Consider the following 17,609-nt stretch of genomic DNA (forward strand, 5'->3'; position numbering starts at 1 on the left):
CTCAATTTTAAATCGGCCATTCGGATGAAACAATGAATCAACCTAATCGAGCAGTGGTTACGACATCCACGCTATATGTTGTGCCAACCCCCATTGGAAACCTGGGTGATATCACTCAGCGTGCGCTTGAAGTTCTTGAGCATGTCGATCTGATTGCTGCCGAAGATACGCGACATACTGGCTTGTTGCTTCAACATTTTGCCATTAATGCGCGCATGTTCGCACTTCATGATCATAATGAACAGCAGAAAGCAGATCAATTAATTACAAAGCTCCAACAAGGGCAAAGTATTGCATTAGTCTCTGATGCAGGAACGCCTCTGATTAATGATCCTGGTTATCATGTGGTTCGCCGTTGTCGTGAAGCCGGTATTCGTGTTGTCCCACTTCCGGGGCCTTGTGCGGCGATAACCGCCTTGTCTGCTGCGGGTCTGCCATCAGATCGTTTCTGTTACGAAGGATTTTTGCCCGCAAAACGTAAAAGCCGGAGTGATACGTTGCGGGCTTTGGAACAGGAGTCGCGCACATTAATTTTTTATGAATCTACTCATCGTCTGATCGATAGTTTGGAAGATATGGTTGAAGTGTGGGGAGCTGAACGTTACGTCGTGCTGGCGCGAGAATTGACAAAAACTTGGGAATCTATTCAGGGGATGCCAGTAGGTGAACTGTTGGCGTGGGTTAAGGAAGATGAAACCCGTCGCCGTGGTGAAATGGTATTGATCGTTGAAAGCTATAAAAAACTGGATGACGATGTTTTGCCTCCAGAGGCATTAAGAACACTGTCGCTTCTTCAACAAGAATTACCGTTGAAAAAAGCGGCTGCATTGGCGGCAGAGATTCATGGTGTGAAGAAAAATGCGCTTTATCGTCATGGGTTGGGACAGAGTGAAGAATAATGGTAATTGCTGATATACCGGGCAGATAATCAGTAAATGCCTATACCCGTCATCTTTCAAGTTGCCTCTTTGTTGGCTGCACTCGCTCACCCCGGTCACATAGTTTGCTATGCTCCCGGGGATTCACTCCCTTGCCGTCGCGATGCATCTTGAAATCCATAGGGTATATACATCGTCAGGCAAACCCCTTATAATCCGCCGCGGAGTTGACTAGACAGTCGCTGCTTTACCATTAATCCTTTGGACGATGGGTAGAGGAGAGGAAAGTCCGGGCTCCACAGGGCAGGGTGCCAGATAACGTCTGGGGGGTGAAAGCCCACGACCAGTGCAACAGAGAGCAAACCGCCGATGGCCTATTTAATGTAGGATCAGGTAAGGGTGAAAGGGTGCGGTAAGAGCGCACCGCACGGCTGGTAACAGTCCGTGGCACGGTAAACTCCACCCGGAGCAAGGCCAAATAGGGGTTCATTAGGTACGGCCCGTATCGAACCCGGGTAGGCTGCTTGAGCCAGTGCGTAAGTGCTGGCCTAGATGAATGGCTGTCCACGACAGAACCCGGCTTATCGGTCAACTTCAAAAATTTAGCCCCATTAGATTAATCTGATGGGGCTTTCACTTTTCTAAGCAGCCAGATCAATTAACAGCCCTTGAAATTCAGTATCTGCTTTTAAAACCAAACGATTTTCTTCATGAATAAAAGCGCCATCTCCGCATTTAATCAAAATGTTGTCTTTGGAATTGCCTCTTATTTTTATATTTCCGTTTAGGGATTGCAGGTAGGCATGTTTTCCCTTCAATTGCAGATGATGAGATTGATTTTTAGTAAGGAAAATATGATTTACCCACACTTGCTGACGTAATTGCATACTGCCATCTTCTGCGGTTGGAGAAGCTAGCATAGCCAATGGTTGTTCTGGTAGCTCCATCCTTTGCAATGGTAAGCTTTCCTGCTGAGGAAAGGCATTCAGCCAAAGCTGCAAGCGCGTCAGTGGTTTGTTAGTACTGGCATTATATTCACTGTAGCTGATGCCTTGGCGGGTAGAAAATAGCAAACATTCTCCCTTGCGGGCTCTGATGTAGTTGCCTTCGCTGTCACGGTATTCTGCTTCACCTTGTAGAATAATATTCAATATATCCACATGTGGATAGGATTTAGGTTGGAAAGCGGCTTTGGGGGCGATGACTTCTTGATTGAGTACACGTAGTGCGCCATAACCTAAAAACTTTGGGTCAAAATAGTGACCAAATGAAAATGTATAACGAGCCTGTAGCCAACCATAGTCAGCTTTCCCACATTGTTTTGCTGTTCTATTTATAATCATGATGGCGGTTACCTTGAAAAAAACACACACTAAGAATAGTAATTATCTGGACGGCGAAATGTTAGCCAGTTAATCTGGTCGCCATATTCAAATTTCCTGATTGAGAAAAATATGAGCAAAGAACGAGCGCTTACACTGGAATCTCTCCGGGTCATGGATGCGATTGACCGGCGGGGAAGTTTTGCTGCGGCTGCTGATGAGCTTGGCCGTGTTCCTTCTGCACTTAGCTATACGATGCAAAAATTAGAAGAAGAGTTGGATGTGGTGCTGTTTGACCGTTCAGGTCACAGAACTAAATTCACCAATGTTGGTCGCATGTTGCTTGAGCGTGGACGTCAATTGCTTGAAGCTGCTGATAAATTAACTGCTGATGCAGAAGCGTTAGCGAGAGGCTGGGAAACTCACATGACAATTGTTTGTGAAGCGTTGGTTCCTGCTTCTTCATTATTCCCGTTAGTGGGTAAGCTTGCTCAAAAATCGAACACTCAGCTCTCTTTATTGACGGAGGTTTTGGCTGGTGCATGGGAGAGGTTGGAAACAGGTCGGGCGGATATTGTTATTGCACCAGATATGCATTTTCGCGCATCGGCAGAAATTAATTCGCGTCAGCTTTACAGTATTACCAATGTTTATGTCGCTAGCCCTGATCATCCTATACATCAGGAGCCTGAGCCTTTGTCCGATGTCACGAGGGTGAAGTATCGTGGTATTGCCGTGGCGGATACAGCGAGGGAGCGACCGGTATTGACGGTTCAATTGTTAGATAAACAACAGCGTTTGACAGTAAGTTCTCTGGAAGATAAACGCCGTGCTCTCTTAGCTGGATTGGGCGTTGCTACCATGCCTTATCCTATGGTGGAACAAGATATTGCAGAGGGTCGTTTGCGGGTGATTAGTTCTGAATACAGCCATGACACAAATGTCATTATGGCATGGCGACGAGACAGCATGGGGGAAGCTAAGTCTTGGTGTTTACGGGAAATCCCTAAATTGTTTGTTAGTCGGTAAGTGGAAGCGATGTGAGCAATCAAAATTAGAAGACAGGCTGAAAAAAACATGATTCGATGATTGCTTAACTTGTGTTTTCCTGCGCCCTTAATCTGATTGCCGAAAGAGCTTGGCGGTTTTGCTACCAAGCTCTTTTTTGAGCAGAGTTGTCATCACTGGTAGGTGTAAATTTTGTGATCTCTATTCGCTGAGTATTGATGGTTCTATTTTTTTGTGCCAGACAGTGATAAAAACAGGGAGACTTTCGTATTTATTAATAACACCAGAGCGGTTTTCCCCTAGGTCAGAATGGTTACCCTGATGTCAATATATTCTTATAGGGTTGTTGGCTCTATTATTGTGTATCTTTTCTTTAATCAATGGCAACAAATAGGACAGATCATAGTGCATTTTTCTTTGGCAAGAAAGATGCTACTATAACAACTACCTGACTTTCTGAAAAATTGTACTTATTAGCCTAATTCGTCTCAATTTATTATTTTTAGCCAAAATGATCTTTTGCCATATGATATTGTTTGAGAAGATCATCAGTATTATCGTATGTGACAGACCAGCTACTTAGGTTAATTGTTGTGTTATGTTCAGCACTGTCTTTGTTCTTCTTTTTATAATCTTTTATTTGTAGTCTCCAACGTATTCCTAATACCCCGATTCCATCGCCTGTGTTTTTTTCTTTATCGAAATTATCTATTAGTAAGAGGAGTTTTATTCTCCACCCAGAATCATAGTCTTGGATATTGTCATCGTTAATTGAGCTTAGGAGATTTGTTAGCGCAGATTCCATATCTGTTTTGTCCAGAGGTTCTACTAGAGTCTCAGAAGATCCCCTAGCAATTTGGATAAAGGCGCTTTTCACTGCCTCTACGTTATCATATTTATCTGTTGATTCTGGTGGGTTATCCTCATTTCCCGCAAATGTACTACAATTTTCCTCTAGCCATTTAAAATGTTCCGGTACACCAATATAAATTAGTTTCGTTTTGTATCCGAGGGCATCATCCTCTGGTGACCAGTTAGCTTTGGATGTATGTACGAAATTATCAGCGATATACTCCCCAATTCCAAATGACTGTGTACTTCCTGTAATTAGTTGTTTTCTTACGTCCTCAATATATTCTGAGAGTAAACTTTCATCCGTAAGATCACATGTTAATCCAAGAGCAGTCAATTGTGCCTTTAAGTCACTTGCGGATAGTTGGTCTGGTGTGTCTTTTCTTAATTTCACATTTATTTTTTTACCATGAATAGTCATAAATTCTCCGTTATTATTCTATACCCGTCATCTTTCAAGTTGCCTCTTTGTTGGCTGCACTCACTCACCCCGGTCACATAGTTATCTATGCTCCCGGGGATTCGCTCCCTTGCCGTCGCGATGCATCTCGAAATCCATAGGGTATATGGGGATTAAATGTTGATTTAACAATGCATTATAGGTACATTGATTAATATTAGCTCTATTTTTCTAGCTTAGAATTTTATGGTCTATAAATTAATTCAATGCCTCTTAAATTGCCAAGTCTTACGCAAATATTAACTTCTAATGCATTGAGATAAGCATTATTACTCATATCATAGAGCCCATAAACACCGTTACCCTCTGTAATACCGGGGGTTAGATATGTATCGTACCATTTCCCTTCTACTAATACATTCATAGCAGGTCCATTTCCATTTTGGTTGCTTGTAATATTTATACTACTTATAGATGTATTAGTAATTAATTTACCGTCGCAAACATCATTTAATTTCCCTGCTCCGGCAGCATAAAATGGCATTAAACAAATAATGGTATAAGCAATTGAACTATATTTCATTTGTCTTCCCTATTCGTTTATTGTATGAAGGATTCTGTGAATTATCTGGTACAGGTATTTTGGTGAAATTAAGACACGATTATTTAAATTTAAATACTAACTATTAACCTGAGTTACTATCAATATTTTTAGTGGATTTCATATTGCTTAAATGATTTTCTAATGTATGTAGTTATGTGTCAAGTTGTTTTTTTAGTTTTTTGTGTCAATTGGGAGTATTATTGATTTATCTCTTTAAACTCGGATTTTTATTTCTTTTATTCAATTGTTATGGTTTTTTTAATTTCACACTGCAATTTAAAAAGCAATCGGTTGTTAAAAAAACGATTTTATTAATATTGTTTTGCGATAAAGGTGGTTGTAATATAATAAGTGTGGCTATTGTTGAAAAGGTTTTTAATTTAATGTGATAATGTTGGTTTTTTATTATTTTATTGTCTGGAATGTAATGAGTGATAATTATGTGAGGAAAATATGTTAATCGTGAAGTTAAATAATGAAAATGTGTGAGTTTTAATTTAAATTCCTATATAAATAATTATTAGACGTTTTAATAGTAATGGTTTATTGTGAAATAATAAAGTAATTTAATTATAATAAGAGATCAAAGATTATTTTTTAAATATGATAATGACTGATTCATGCTTGAAATATATTATTTTCTATTTTTGAATATAATATCATTAATATAGAGTAATTTTTTCATTTTACTGGAGTAAATGAAATGAATTTAAATAATTATATTGTGATTAAAAAATTTAATTTGATTAAATAATCTTTAAATATATTTAAGTTAATTGTTGTTTATTTAAATTAGCGGTGTGGATGTTAATGTAATTTACACTGAAAACTCTATGCTCTTTATATTAAATTATTAATGGTTATCTTAATATGTTAATTTATCATCGAACATGGATTTAATTATTTCCTGCCGAGAAGTGAGATGATTATTTATTTTGATAAAATAACTATTTTATCAGAGTCACTGTGATTCAATCGAAGTTTAGCTTATTGATTAAAGTTAAAGTGAGCCGAAAGATCTTTGGGATCTTTCGGCTTGCTATTTACCTTTAGGCTGAATATTGGATATCTGGCTGATAAAATCCTTGAGCGAGAGTGAGATTTTGAGCGTTTCACCTTCTGCCTGGAAACTGTTATTTTTCAGATTCAGGACGAGTCACAGGCAGGATATTACCAGTTTCTCTTCATCAGGCGGTCAATACTGAATTTACCTGGGCCTGTGATAGCCAGTAACAGATAACCTCCACCTATGGTCAGGTTTTTGAGAAACATAGTCTGGTTCATGCCTTCAGCAAAATTGCTGTGGAAGAGTATCGCAGTCAACACACAGAAACCAAAGGTAAATAACGCGGTGGTGCGAGTTAAGAAACCAAATAGAACTGCCAGACCACCACCCAATTCAAGTAAGATCGTCAGTGGTAATAGAAAGCCAGGGACGCCCATAGCGTTCATATATTGCTGAGTGCCTGCGTAGGAATCACCTAATTTTCCATAACCTGCAACGATAAACAGAATCGGCATTAAAATGCGAGCCAGTAACAAGGCACTATCTTCAAATTTTTTCATTAACAACTCCTGAGACACTGAAAAATAATAATAATTTGTTTGATGATTAACTTGTACCAACTCGAAATAGCACAATTTGTTAATCATTAACGGATGGAATGTATACTAAAGAGAGACGAGCTTAGTTGTAAGCAAGGATTATTAACAATTTTATACAAAGTTTTTGAATATAAGCAACGAGAGTAATCATCAACGAAGGATATTATGAAGAATTATTACCATTTTCATTTCAATAGTCGAATGATATAGCGTGACAAATGATAGAACTTCACCGGATGGCGGAGGCTATATAAAGAGATAGCGTGGATTGCAGGTCGCAGATAGGGTTTTAATGACAAAAGCTTCTGCCAGCTTTTGTCATAAGGTTCAATGAAGTTCTTCCAGAGCTGTGTACTGTTGGAAAGTTCAAGTCGTTGTAGCTGGATATTTCTGAGTAACTGCTGTTTTCTCAGCTTTTTTTCCTGACGTTGTTTACTCATTACTGTAATCTTCCAGCATTTCTCGGTCGATCTTGAGTTGCTCGCGAGTCGCGCTAAGTAATGTTGAACTTTTCGCTTTCCTAATGGTCCATATAAGGCCAATAAGCGCCAGAACGAGTAGTGTGCCAGTGGTACTCGCTAATACGGTAAAACGCCAGTTGGGATCGATAGCCCAAAAAATCATAACAAGTAAACACATGAGGCCGAAAGCGGTGAGCAGTAATGTCAGGCTGGCTATGACTATCAGTTGTATCAAAGTGGCTTTTTCTTTTTCCAACTCTACAACAATGAGTTGTAAACGAGTTTCTACTATCTCGACAGCAACAGTGGCAATACGTTGGAGAATATCAAGGACCCCTTTACCGGGGCCTTGAGATTTGGATGAGTTACTCATATTAGCGTTTAGCTAATAATACACCTAATACGGCACCAACCACAGTACCTATACCGATGCTTGTCCACGGTTTATCATGAACGTAGAGATCGGCACGGCCCGCCATATCTTTTGTTTTCTTAACAACCATATCGCTGGCATTACCGAGTTTAAAACGAGTCTCTTTGATGACTTCCTCTACTTTGTCGCGAAGTTCTTCCAACTCAACTTTGGATTTATCACCAGAGCTTTTGATCACTTCTTCCAGTGTCTCTGCAAGTGATTTTAGTTCAATGCGTAGATCTTCAGTATTTTTCATCTGTGACATGTAGATTACTCCTCATTTAAGGTGTGTATGTTTGACTTAGTTAGTCGCTTTTCCTGATGCCGGAAAAGACTATCCTTAAATATAGCTTATATTTTGAAAGGTGAATGAAAAACATTAGAGTTATTTCACTATTCTGCTGCAAACAATACTTCTATCTACAGCAGGGAGGAATATTAGGCTTTATTGGAATTAATCACTTTTTTTGAGGGGATTGGCAGGTTTTTTTACGCCACACAACTAACAAACTGCCGCTAAAACCAATAATGAGTAAAGCAAGTGGCAGTAATATCAGGAAATTCATTACCAAGTCTTCATACTGACGGAAAATAGGGGTCTTACCAAGCGCATAACCCAAAGAAGTGAGGATAATGACCCACAGGAAGCCACTGAGCCAGTTAAAAAACTGGAAACGGCTGTTTTGTAGACCTGTCAATCCTGCAAGTGTTGGGAGAAGCGTTCTGACAAATGCGAGGAAGCGGCCGAGAAGTAAAGCAGATAGGCCGTGGCGGTGAAAAAGACTGTAAGCTCTTTGGTGGTAGTAGGCTGGAAGGTGAGAGAGCCAGCCTTGCACTATCTTGGTATTTCCTAGCCATTTCCCCTGGAGGTAACCGACCCAACAACCTAAGCTTGCTCCGGCGGTTAATATTACAATCGTCAGAGGGAAACTCATTGCTCCTTTGGCAATTAATACGCCAACCAGTATAAGCAGGCTATCTCCTGGTAAGAACGCGGCAGGAAGGAGGCCATTTTCAAGGAAGAGGATCAAGAATAGCATGATATAAATGGCCCATAATAGGGATGGATTGGCCAGAGTTTCATAATCTTGGTACCAAAGTGCATATATAAGTTCTTTTACTATTTCCATCAGGTGTTCCTAAAATGCCTTTGTTCGTTCATCCTGAAAGCATGAGGCTAAACTGATTAAATTACATCCTATTTTACGTTATTTGGCTGGTTTTAATGCCTTTTTACTCCGTTGAAAAAGGCAAATAATGCAGCCTGCGTCACTGTAACAAAATCAGGGGTGACTAAACAGAAAATTTTGGTGATCAATTGAACGTTCATTAAAATAGAATAGGAAATGGTTCTATGAGGTGGCCTGTCAGGTTTCTTAATTTAGTGTTTTTGTTGCTATTTTATTATTTTTTCAGTGATAGATTGATTCTTGTATAAATTTGATTTATTTTCCACCCTAGCAAAGGGGAGTAACTTCCTTGCCGGTTTATCGTCATTACGATGCAACAGCATCCGGTAGCCGGGCAACCCTGAACTTAATACCTTATGGTACATTTTCTGTGTTGTAAGTGAGACCTTGCCAGAAGGCGAGGGTTGCTTGCAATACATCCATCTCCACGATGTGGGGAAGAAATATAGCAGCGGCTGGCGTCTTCTGAGACTTCAGCCGTTTTTGTTTGTGAGAGAAAGAAAATGAACTCTGTGGGTAGCCCTCTTTTATGGGGAAGTTTCGCTGTCTTAATTACGATTATGTTGTTGCTGGATCTATCCTTACAGGGGCGTAAGAAAGAGCAAGCAATGTCATTTTGCCAAGCCGCTGTCTGGAGTGTAATCTGGGTAAGTTTGTCGCTCTTATTTGCATTAGGATTATGGTGGTATTGCAGAGAAACCGCAGGGGAAGCGGTTGCTAATAGTCAGACAATGGCTTTTCTTACCGGGTATTTACTTGAGAAAGCACTCGCTGTTGATAATGTGTTTGTTTGGCTGATGTTATTTAGCTATTTTGCTATTCCGGCAAATTTGCAACGTCGGGTGCTCATTTACGGTGTCTTAGGCGCAATTGTGTTGCGTACCGTGATGATCTTTGCAGGGAGTTGGTTGGTTTCTCAATTCAGTTGGATACTCTATCTGTTCGGCATCTTTCTGTTGGTTACCGGTGTTAAGATGGCGTTGGCGAAAGAGGATGACTCCCCGATAGGCGATAAACCCTTTGTCCGTTGGTTAAAAGCGCATATTCGCATCACTGATAATCTTCACGGAGAACGTTTCTTTGTGGAAGAAAAGGGTTTGTTATATGCGACTCCACTAATCCTGGTTCTGATTTTGGTTGAAATTAGTGACGTTATTTTTGCTGTAGACAGTATTCCTGCTATTTTTGCTGTGACGACAGATCCTTTTATTGTTTTGACCTCTAATCTTTTCGCTATTTTAGGATTACGTGCAATGTATTTTTTACTGGCAGGTGTGGCAGAGAAATTTACAATGCTGAAATATGGTTTATCAGTCATTCTGGTATTTATCGGTATTAAGATGCTAATAATGGATTTTTATCATATTCCTATGGGGATTTCTCTGGGAACTGTAGCGAGTATTTTGACAATAACAATGATTATTAATATTTGGGTAAATAAACGCAAAACTAAAGAGATTCAGTAATTAGATAACTATTTTTTAACAGATAACCATATCTTTCTTGAACGGGAGGATATGGTTTCTTATTGTCTTAAATTGCTGCGAAATGGTTAAACATAAAAACAAATAATTGTGTTTTGTAAATGTGTAAATTGCCGTTTTGATCACACAAATGTGAATGTATTGTTAATAAGTGCTGGCGAGGTTGTATATTTTAACTATCGCGGCTTTTCACTACTCTTGGTTTCCTTATACTGAGGAAACAAACACAAAAATATAGGCTTAACAGAACTGTTAATAAAATGGATCAGCTATGGAAAAACAAAAACGTGGCTTCGTGTATTACATTGTACAAGGGAGCCTGGTTAAACAAATTTTGGTAGGTTTAATTGCAGGGATACTGTTAGCGTGGTTGGCGCCTTCGGTTGCCAAATCAGTCAGTTTGCTTGGGACGCTGTTCGTTAGTGCCCTGAAAGCAGTAGCCCCGGTATTAGTATGGATTTTGGTTATGTCTTCTATTGCTAACCATAAAGAAGGCCAGAAAACCAATATTCGTCCAATCCTTATCCTCTATGTCTTGGGTACTTTTTTTGCTGCGCTAGTTGCCGTGGCCGGTAGCTTTATATTTCCGTTACAACTGGTGCTAGCTGTTAATGATGCTCAGATGTCGCCTCCTGAAAACATTATAGAGGTGATTAAAGGGTTACTGGTTAATGTTGTCGCTAATCCAGTAAACGCGTTACTGAACGGTAATTATATCGGTATTCTTGCTTGGGCTATTGGTCTTGGTATCGCACTGCGTCATGCGACGGATTCAACTAAATCTCTAATTCATGATATGTCTGAGGCGGTTACTCAGATTGTTCGGGTGGTCATTCGTCTTGCACCGATTGGTATTTTTGGTCTGGTGTCTTCAACCATTGCAGAAACGGGATTTGGTGCCTTACTGGGATATGTCCAATTGCTGGTTGTATTACTGGGTTGTATGTTGGTTATGGCACTTATTGTAAACCCATTGATTGTTTACTGGAAAATTCGTCGTAATCCTTATCCACTAGTATTTGCTTGCCTGCGTGAAAGTGGCGTAACTGCATTTTTCACCCGCAGTTCGGCGGCAAATATCCCGGTAAATATGGCGATGTGCCGCCGTATGAATTTGCATGAAGATACTTATTCAGTTTCTATCCCGTTGGGAGCAACCATCAATATGGAAGGCGCTGCGGTGACTATTACGGTATTGACTCTGGCTGCGGTTAATACGCTAGGTATATCGGTTGATCTGCCTACAGCATTTCTACTGAGTGTGGTTGCTGCTATTTGTGCCTGTGGTGCTTCTGGTGTGGCAGGGGGATCATTATTGTTGATCCCTTTAGCGTGTAGCATGTTTGGGATTTCCAATGAGATGGCTATGCAGGTTGTCGCAGTCGGTTTGATCATTGGTGTATTACAAGATTCCGCGGAAACGAGTCTGAACTCTTCTACCGATGTATTGTTCACTGCTGCTGTTTGTCAGGCTGAGGATGACCGTCTGTCATCGGATCAGCTAACTCAACGTAATTAATTGATTAAAGTATTTCGGTTTAAAAAAGTTAGGTAAGAAAGAGTAAAATGTCCGCGCCAGGAATGGCGCGGCTTGAGGATTTACGTTGTTTTTACGACTTGTCTGTGACAGCTATTATTTATCATCAAATTTTAAGGCCCAACCGAGTACCTTGATCGATAGCCCGTCGAGCATCCAATTCGGCAGCAACATCTGCCCCGCCAATAAGATGCACAGTTTTTCCTGCTTGCTGTAACGGTTGATACAATTCTCTCAGTGGCTCTTGTCCTGCACAAATGATGATGTTATCTACGGCAAGACAGCTCTGTTCCCCATTGCAACTAATATGTAGCCCTTGATCATCTATTTTTAAATATTGCATGTTGTTTAGCATTTTTACACCGCGCAGGTGTAGATTGGTTCTGTGTATCCAACCTGTTGTTTTACCTAGTCCTTCACCAACCTTTGTCGGCTTACGTTGCAATAAATAAATTTTCCGGGGAGAAGCTTCTGGTTTGGGGCCTTGAGGGGATAAACCACCACGATGTGTCAGATTATAGTCGATACCCCATTCTTCACTGAAAGCGGTACTATCAAGGCTAGAACTTTTTCCTGGTTGACTCAAATATTCTGCGGTATCAAAGCCGATGCCGCCTGCGCCAATGATAGCTACACGTTGACCGACATTTTTCTTATCCCTTAATACATCTAGGTAGCTCAGTACCTTTTCGTGATGGATACCCTCGATCGTGAGTTGGCGAGGCGCAATGCCGCTGGCGATAATCACCTCATCAAAATCAGAAAGCGCTTCTGTTGTTGCGGTCTGGTTCAACCGTACATCAACATGATGGATTGCCAACTGACGTTGAAAATAACGCAGTGTTTCATGAAATTCTTCTTTACCAGGGATCTGTTTGGCAATATTAAATTGTCCGCCAACCTGTCCATCACGTTCAAACAGAGTGACATGATGACCACGACTGGCAGCGGTCACGGCGAATGACAATCCGGCAGGTCCGGCACCGACAACCGCCAATTTTTTAGGCATAGTAACAGGTTCGGCGGCCATTTCTGTTTCGTGGCAGGCGCGAGGATTAACTAAACAAGAGGCTATTTCACCGACAAAAATCTGATCCAGACAGGCCTGATTACAACCAATACAAGTGTTAATTTCATCGGCCCGTCCCTGTTGGGCCTTCATAACAAATTCAGCATCGGCCAGAAAAGGTCGCGCCATAGAAACCATATCGGCACAACCTTGTGCTAGCACTTGCTCTGCAATGTTGGGATCATTAATTCTATTTGTTGTGATCAATGGGATAGAAACTTTGCCCATTAGCTTTTGCGTTACCCAACTGAATCCGGCACGGGGAACCATAGTGGCAATTGTTGGAATCCGAGCCTCATGCCAGCCGATACCGGTATTGATAATAGATGCTCCCGCTTGTTCAATAGCAACAGCGAGTTGCTCGATTTCCTGCCAATTAGATCCCTCTTCTACTAAATCCAGCATTGAAAGCCGGTAGATTAGAATAAATTCTCGTCCAGTTGCTTGGCGGACAGCTTTAACAACCTCCACGGCAAAGCGCATTCGATTTTCAAAACTTCCGCCCCATTTATCTTGGCGGTGGTTGGTACGGGTAGTCAGAAACTGGTTAATCAGATAACCTTCAGAACCCATGATTTCTACGCCATCATAACCTGATTGTTGTGCCAGTTGTGCGCAGTGAGCGAAATCAGCAATGGTTTGCTGGATGTCCTCTTCTGTCATCTCACGGGGCATGAATGGATTAATCGGTGCTTGAATAGCTGTGGGGGCGACAAGGTGTGGTTGATAGCTGTAACGGCCGGTATGTAAGATTTGCATGGCAATTTTTCCACCGGCCTGATGAACTGCATCTGTAATAATTTTGTGGTGAATAAGATCTTTTTCATCTACCAGAAATGCAGTGCCTTTTCCTATAACACCTTGTTTATTTGGTGAAATTCCGCCTGTGACAATCAATGCCACTCCTCCGGCTGCCCGTTCAGCGTAAAAGCGGGCAAGTCTCTGGGCGCGATCAGGATGTTCTTCTAGTCCAGTGTGCATTGATCCCATCAAAATGCGGTTTTTCAGTGTGGTGAACCCTAGATCTAGAGGGGCGAACAGGTGAGGATAATGGCTCATTGCAATCTCCGTCGGGTGTTTGTCAATCATAACCAGATTATTATTATGTCCTAAACCACGGGACAAAACTCCAGGTGGTCGGATGAGTAATGGTTCAAATTTAGATGGAATAAGGTTAATTGGGAAAAAAATGTTAAATGAATGTGATGAAGGTCATGAAATCAGGTTCTTTCATGGAGTTAGTTAAATGCTTAAAATCGGTTCTATAACCTGTTTTTCTCGGGTTTGACCTACAACGCGCCGAGACATAACGCGCTGTAAATCAGGAGAACACTAGACTAGTCATCAAACAGAAAGTGAAAAAACAGACGATGAAATGGCTCAAATGTTAATTCGTCATTCTGATTTTTATCTATTGATTATGCTCGGTTGAGCAGAATATTTAACATGCGGCGCAACGGTTCGGCTGCACCCCACAGTAGTTGATCGCCGACAGTGAGGACCGAATAAATCGGCTCATCGTTAAGTGACATTTTCTTATAGCGACCGACACCTACACGTAAAGAACCACTGATAGAGGCTGGGGTCAGTTTGCTTATGCTCTCTTCTTTGTTATTTGGCACGTAGCTCACCCACGGATGCGCATTTTGCACGAGTTCAACAAATTCGGTCTCGCTGACATCGCGTTTCAGCTTCATGGTGATAGCTGCGCTATGGCAGCGAATTACACCGACGCGAACACACAGACCGTTGACTTTAATAGTGCCGGGCTGGAGTCCTAGGATCTTATTGGTTTCTACTTCTCCTTTCCATTCTTCACGGCTATTGCCGTCACCGAGGTCGCTGTCAATCCAAGGAATGATGTTACCTATCAACGGCACACCGAAAGCTTGTGTTGGTAATTCTGGGCTGCTGATTAAATTGGTAACTTTTTTTACCAGAGGTAATATTGAGCCTTTATCGGCTAGATCGTCTGTGCTCAAGTATTGGCTGATGTATGAGTTTTGTGCTATCAGTTCACGTACATACTTGGCCCCCGCGCCAGAAGCGGATTGGTAGGTCATCAAGCTCATCCATTCAATTAGGCCAGCTTTCACAAGGCCAGCCAGCCCTATAAGGCTTAGCGTAATAGAACAGTTTCCGCCGACGAAAAGTTTGGTGCCTTTGCTAACTTCATAATCAATTTGGCTACGGTTGACCGGATCGAGAATGATGCAGGAGTCTTTATCCATACGTAGTGCAGAGGCAGCATCAATCCAATAGCCTTGCCAGCCACTGGCCTTGAGAGCAGGATAAATTGCCTTAGTATAATCGCCGCCTTGACAGGTAATAATTATGTCCATTTCCGTCAATGAGTTGATTGCATTGGCGTCTTTGAGTTGATAAGTAATGCCATCAATGGCGGGGCCGGAGGAGCCAGCATTCGATGTACTATAAAAGTGAGGAACAATGCCTTGAAAATCGTTTTCTTCCAGCATGCGTTGTAACAAAACAGAGCCCACCATTCCCCGCCAGCCAATTAAACCGACTTTTTTTGTCATATCTTACCTGTATTAAGTTGTAGCATTGTTAATCGTTTGTTATACATCGGCGATGAGGTAATGTCATTAAAGATTACCGCGCATTTGATAATTTGTGGATAAATTTTCTCAACAATAATATGGGCCATAATCGATTTCAGTCGCTCACTTTACCGGATAATCCGTGGCATGGCTTTTATGCTCTTACCAGAGGAGAATATAATTGATTTGGCAAGGCGATTTGTTTACCTAGTTTTAGTATTTTTTTCTGAATAATGTGAAAGCTACCTGAGATGTTAAAAGTGCGGGTTTTGCTTTAATGGGGAATTGATTTTCCATATATTAGCTTAATTCCGGTTTTGACGCCGGAATGGGGTGAACTCTTTTATTCTGACTTAATTTATAACTTAGTGGTTATTATGAAAAAACAGATGACTGTATGGGTAACTTTGGCAGGAAAGGGGGTGACTTTAGAACCTCTGACACACCAACGGTATGATGAGTTTTTACAGGCAATTGAAGAGGGTGAATTGCATAAATTGTGGTACACCCGTATTCCTTCTCCGGCTGAGTTGAGTAACGAGATTGAACGCCGTTTATTGCTACATGAAAAAGGTACTATGCTGCCTTTTGCTATTGTTGATCATCGAACAGGTAAAGCGGTTGGAATGACCACGTATATGAATATTGATTCTGGCGCCCGTCGGTTGGAAATCGGTTATACTTGGTACGCGCGCTCTGTTCAGCGGACACATATTAATACGGAAGCAAAATATCTCTTATTGAAATACGCTTTTGAGGAATTGGAATGTATCGCAGTGGAGTTTCGCACTCATTTTTTTAATCATCAGAGTCGGAAGGCGATAGAGCGACTGGGCGCAAAACTTGATGGGATTTTGCGTAGTCATGCTGTATCTAAAGATGGCAGTATCAGGGATACTTGTGTTTACAGTATTATCAGTTGTGAATGGCCTGCGGTTAAAATGCATCTTGAATGGCAGATGGTTAAACCGAGGTAAGAGTCATCGCAAAATTAGGCCGTCCTGTGAAAGGTAGCGGCCTGATATCTGATTTAATTTGAAGGTAGTAGGGAATGTTGCATGCCATTGTCCAGTTCATCTAGTAATTGATAACGGCGGCGATATTCCGCCCGCTTCTTACTGGCTATATCTTCAAGAGGTTTTCTTTCAATAGATAATGGCAGATGGAAATCTTTATTTTTTTCCTTTGTTCCACCTAATGATTCCCAGAAAGAATCGTAATCGGCGACTAATTTATCTTTCTTTTTATGCCAATAGCGTAGGCTTTTATAGATATGGGTATCGTTGCTGGCTGCCAGAATTTGTTGACATTTAAAGTGGGCAGCAAAGCGGCAAATAGATTCAATCAGTAAGCGTTTTGGAAATAATCCATAACAATCTTTCGTTGCATCGCGGATAATGTCAAGGGTTGCATCGCCTTTGGAGCCTTGTAGCCCACCGATGAACAGTGTTTTTTTACCGGCAATAGTGAGTAATGTGAAAGCACATCTCGCCAAAGTTTTATTATCTTCTGTTGCAATAAATAGAGTAAGCTCACCTTCTTTATTAAAACAGTCCATAGAATCTAAAAAAATAGTATAAGTTCCGTTCTTACCATTGATAACCGCTAATGGATATGCATTGGAACGAAATATTTTATTAACAATAGACTGATTTAGCCCAGTAAATAACAGTTGGTAATGTTCATTTATTGCGCGTAATGTCTGCCCTCTGTTGAAGTTAATGCTCAGATAGGGGCGATGTAGTTTAGAAGGTAAACAAGGTTGTTTCTTCAAAATATCCAGATAAAACGGTGTATTAACTATCTGGTTTAATAGTTTTAACGTCGATATTGGCATCAGGGCGCTGCGTAAAGCAAATTTAGTGCGATTCTGTGCAGAATACCAATGGGGACTCGGGCTGATTTTTTTTCCGACTAAATCTGTGAACAGTCGGATTCCTGAACTGGCAGGTTGATACATATATTCCATTGCTTTATCTAGTTCTAAAAATTACGGGGAGGAAAGATGAATTGTAAGTCCTGAGTATACTCCTCTGGTATTAAACAAAACTTCAACGGATGTTTATTTTTGTTTTTTTAAGATAAAAAATCAACAGTTGTTTAATGAATGTTTAGTTATTGAGGGGGTTTTTTCTTGTTTGTTTATTATTCGTTGAGTTTTCTGTGATGTTTTCTGTTGTAAAAGCACCTCTAAAAAAATGAGAGAAACGGCTATGACTTTGG

Annotated in this window: 16 protein-coding genes and 1 other RNA gene; 6 read left to right on the forward strand and 11 right to left on the reverse strand. The window is 40.9% G+C overall.

Annotated features, from left to right (window positions below):
* Positions 1-32 precede the first annotated feature (32 nt).
* Entirely contained in the window at positions 33-899 is an 867-nt protein-coding gene (rsmI, locus tag Phpb_RS11155) for a 16S rRNA (cytidine(1402)-2'-O)-methyltransferase (RefSeq protein ID WP_065390398.1), read from the forward strand.
* 202 nt (positions 900-1,101) lie between these two features.
* Positions 1,102-1,478, forward strand: an RNA gene (rnpB, locus tag Phpb_RS11160) — RNase P RNA component class A.
* Positions 1,479-1,519: 41 nt separating this feature from the next.
* On the opposite strand, the gene Phpb_RS11165 is transcribed toward rnpB, so the two are convergent.
* Positions 1,520-2,221: a pirin family protein gene (locus tag Phpb_RS11165; RefSeq protein WP_065390399.1), complete on the reverse strand. Its 702-nt coding sequence runs from the start codon at positions 2,219-2,221 to the stop codon at positions 1,520-1,522.
* Positions 2,222-2,332: 111 nt separating this feature from the next.
* Here Phpb_RS11165 and Phpb_RS11170 point away from each other — a divergent pair, with 111 nt between their 5' ends.
* A complete protein-coding gene (locus Phpb_RS11170) occupies positions 2,333-3,229 on the forward strand; it encodes a LysR family transcriptional regulator (RefSeq protein WP_046396982.1) in 897 nt (298 codons plus the stop codon).
* A gap of 481 nt (positions 3,230-3,710) precedes the next feature.
* On the opposite strand, the gene Phpb_RS11175 is transcribed toward Phpb_RS11170, so the two are convergent.
* From Phpb_RS11175 to Phpb_RS11210, 7 genes are all read right to left on the reverse strand, one after another.
* A complete protein-coding gene (locus Phpb_RS11175; RefSeq protein WP_065390400.1) occupies positions 3,711-4,481 on the reverse strand; it encodes a hypothetical protein in 771 nt (256 codons plus the stop codon).
* A gap of 223 nt (positions 4,482-4,704) precedes the next feature.
* A complete protein-coding gene (locus Phpb_RS11180; RefSeq protein ID WP_065390401.1) occupies positions 4,705-5,043 on the reverse strand; it encodes a hypothetical protein in 339 nt (112 codons plus the stop codon).
* A 1,191-nt stretch (positions 5,044-6,234) separates the two neighbouring features.
* Positions 6,235-6,630 (reverse strand): DoxX family protein, encoded by a 396-nt coding sequence (locus Phpb_RS11190; RefSeq protein ID WP_065390403.1) that lies wholly within the window; start codon positions 6,628-6,630, stop codon positions 6,235-6,237.
* A 224-nt stretch (positions 6,631-6,854) separates the two neighbouring features.
* Positions 6,855-7,109 (reverse strand): YqjK-like family protein, encoded by a 255-nt coding sequence (locus tag Phpb_RS11195; RefSeq protein ID WP_065390404.1) that lies wholly within the window; start codon positions 7,107-7,109, stop codon positions 6,855-6,857.
* Positions 7,102-7,503 (reverse strand): phage holin family protein, encoded by a 402-nt coding sequence (locus Phpb_RS11200; RefSeq protein ID WP_046396984.1) that lies wholly within the window; start codon positions 7,501-7,503, stop codon positions 7,102-7,104. The genes Phpb_RS11195 and Phpb_RS11200 overlap by 8 nt, the downstream gene beginning before the upstream one ends.
* A gap of 1 nt (position 7,504) precedes the next feature.
* Positions 7,505-7,810, reverse strand: coding sequence for an ElaB/YgaM/YqjD family protein (locus tag Phpb_RS11205; protein WP_065390405.1), 306 nt, complete (start codon positions 7,808-7,810; stop codon positions 7,505-7,507).
* Between the two features lie 193 nt (positions 7,811-8,003).
* A complete protein-coding gene (locus Phpb_RS11210) occupies positions 8,004-8,675 on the reverse strand; it encodes a DedA family protein (protein ID WP_065390406.1) in 672 nt (223 codons plus the stop codon).
* Between the two features lie 563 nt (positions 8,676-9,238).
* On the opposite strand from Phpb_RS11210, the gene Phpb_RS11220 reads away from it, so the two are divergent.
* Together Phpb_RS11220 and sstT are read left to right on the forward strand one after the other, a co-directional pair.
* Entirely contained in the window at positions 9,239-10,201 is a 963-nt protein-coding gene (locus tag Phpb_RS11220) for a TerC family protein (protein WP_065390408.1), read from the forward strand.
* Between the two features lie 289 nt (positions 10,202-10,490).
* Positions 10,491-11,738 (forward strand): serine/threonine transporter SstT, encoded by a 1,248-nt coding sequence (gene sstT / locus Phpb_RS11225; RefSeq protein WP_065390409.1) that lies wholly within the window; start codon positions 10,491-10,493, stop codon positions 11,736-11,738.
* A gap of 124 nt (positions 11,739-11,862) precedes the next feature.
* Here sstT and Phpb_RS11230 read toward each other — a convergent pair whose 3' ends face one another.
* Both Phpb_RS11230 and asd read right to left on the reverse strand, forming a co-directional pair.
* Complete coding sequence (locus tag Phpb_RS11230; RefSeq protein ID WP_065390410.1) at positions 11,863-13,884, reverse strand: oxidoreductase; 2,022 nt, start codon at positions 13,882-13,884, stop codon at positions 11,863-11,865.
* A 359-nt stretch (positions 13,885-14,243) separates the two neighbouring features.
* A complete protein-coding gene (asd, locus tag Phpb_RS11235; RefSeq protein ID WP_065390411.1) occupies positions 14,244-15,365 on the reverse strand; it encodes an aspartate-semialdehyde dehydrogenase in 1,122 nt (373 codons plus the stop codon).
* A 398-nt stretch (positions 15,366-15,763) separates the two neighbouring features.
* Between asd and Phpb_RS11240 the strand changes: the two genes are divergently transcribed.
* Positions 15,764-16,363, forward strand: a complete 600-nt coding sequence (locus Phpb_RS11240) for a GNAT family N-acetyltransferase (protein ID WP_065390481.1) — start codon at positions 15,764-15,766, stop codon at positions 16,361-16,363.
* Positions 16,364-16,416: 53 nt separating this feature from the next.
* Here the strand turns inward: Phpb_RS11240 and Phpb_RS11245 are convergent, their stop codons facing one another.
* The gene (locus tag Phpb_RS11245) at positions 16,417-17,355 is read right to left on the reverse strand and encodes a VirK/YbjX family protein (RefSeq protein WP_065390412.1); all 939 of its coding nucleotides are present in this window, start codon (positions 17,353-17,355) and stop codon (positions 16,417-16,419) included.
* Positions 17,356-17,609 lie beyond the last annotated feature (254 nt).

Source organism: Photorhabdus namnaonensis, from assembly GCF_001684335.1.
Classification (GTDB): domain Bacteria; phylum Pseudomonadota; class Gammaproteobacteria; order Enterobacterales; family Enterobacteriaceae; genus Photorhabdus; species Photorhabdus namnaonensis.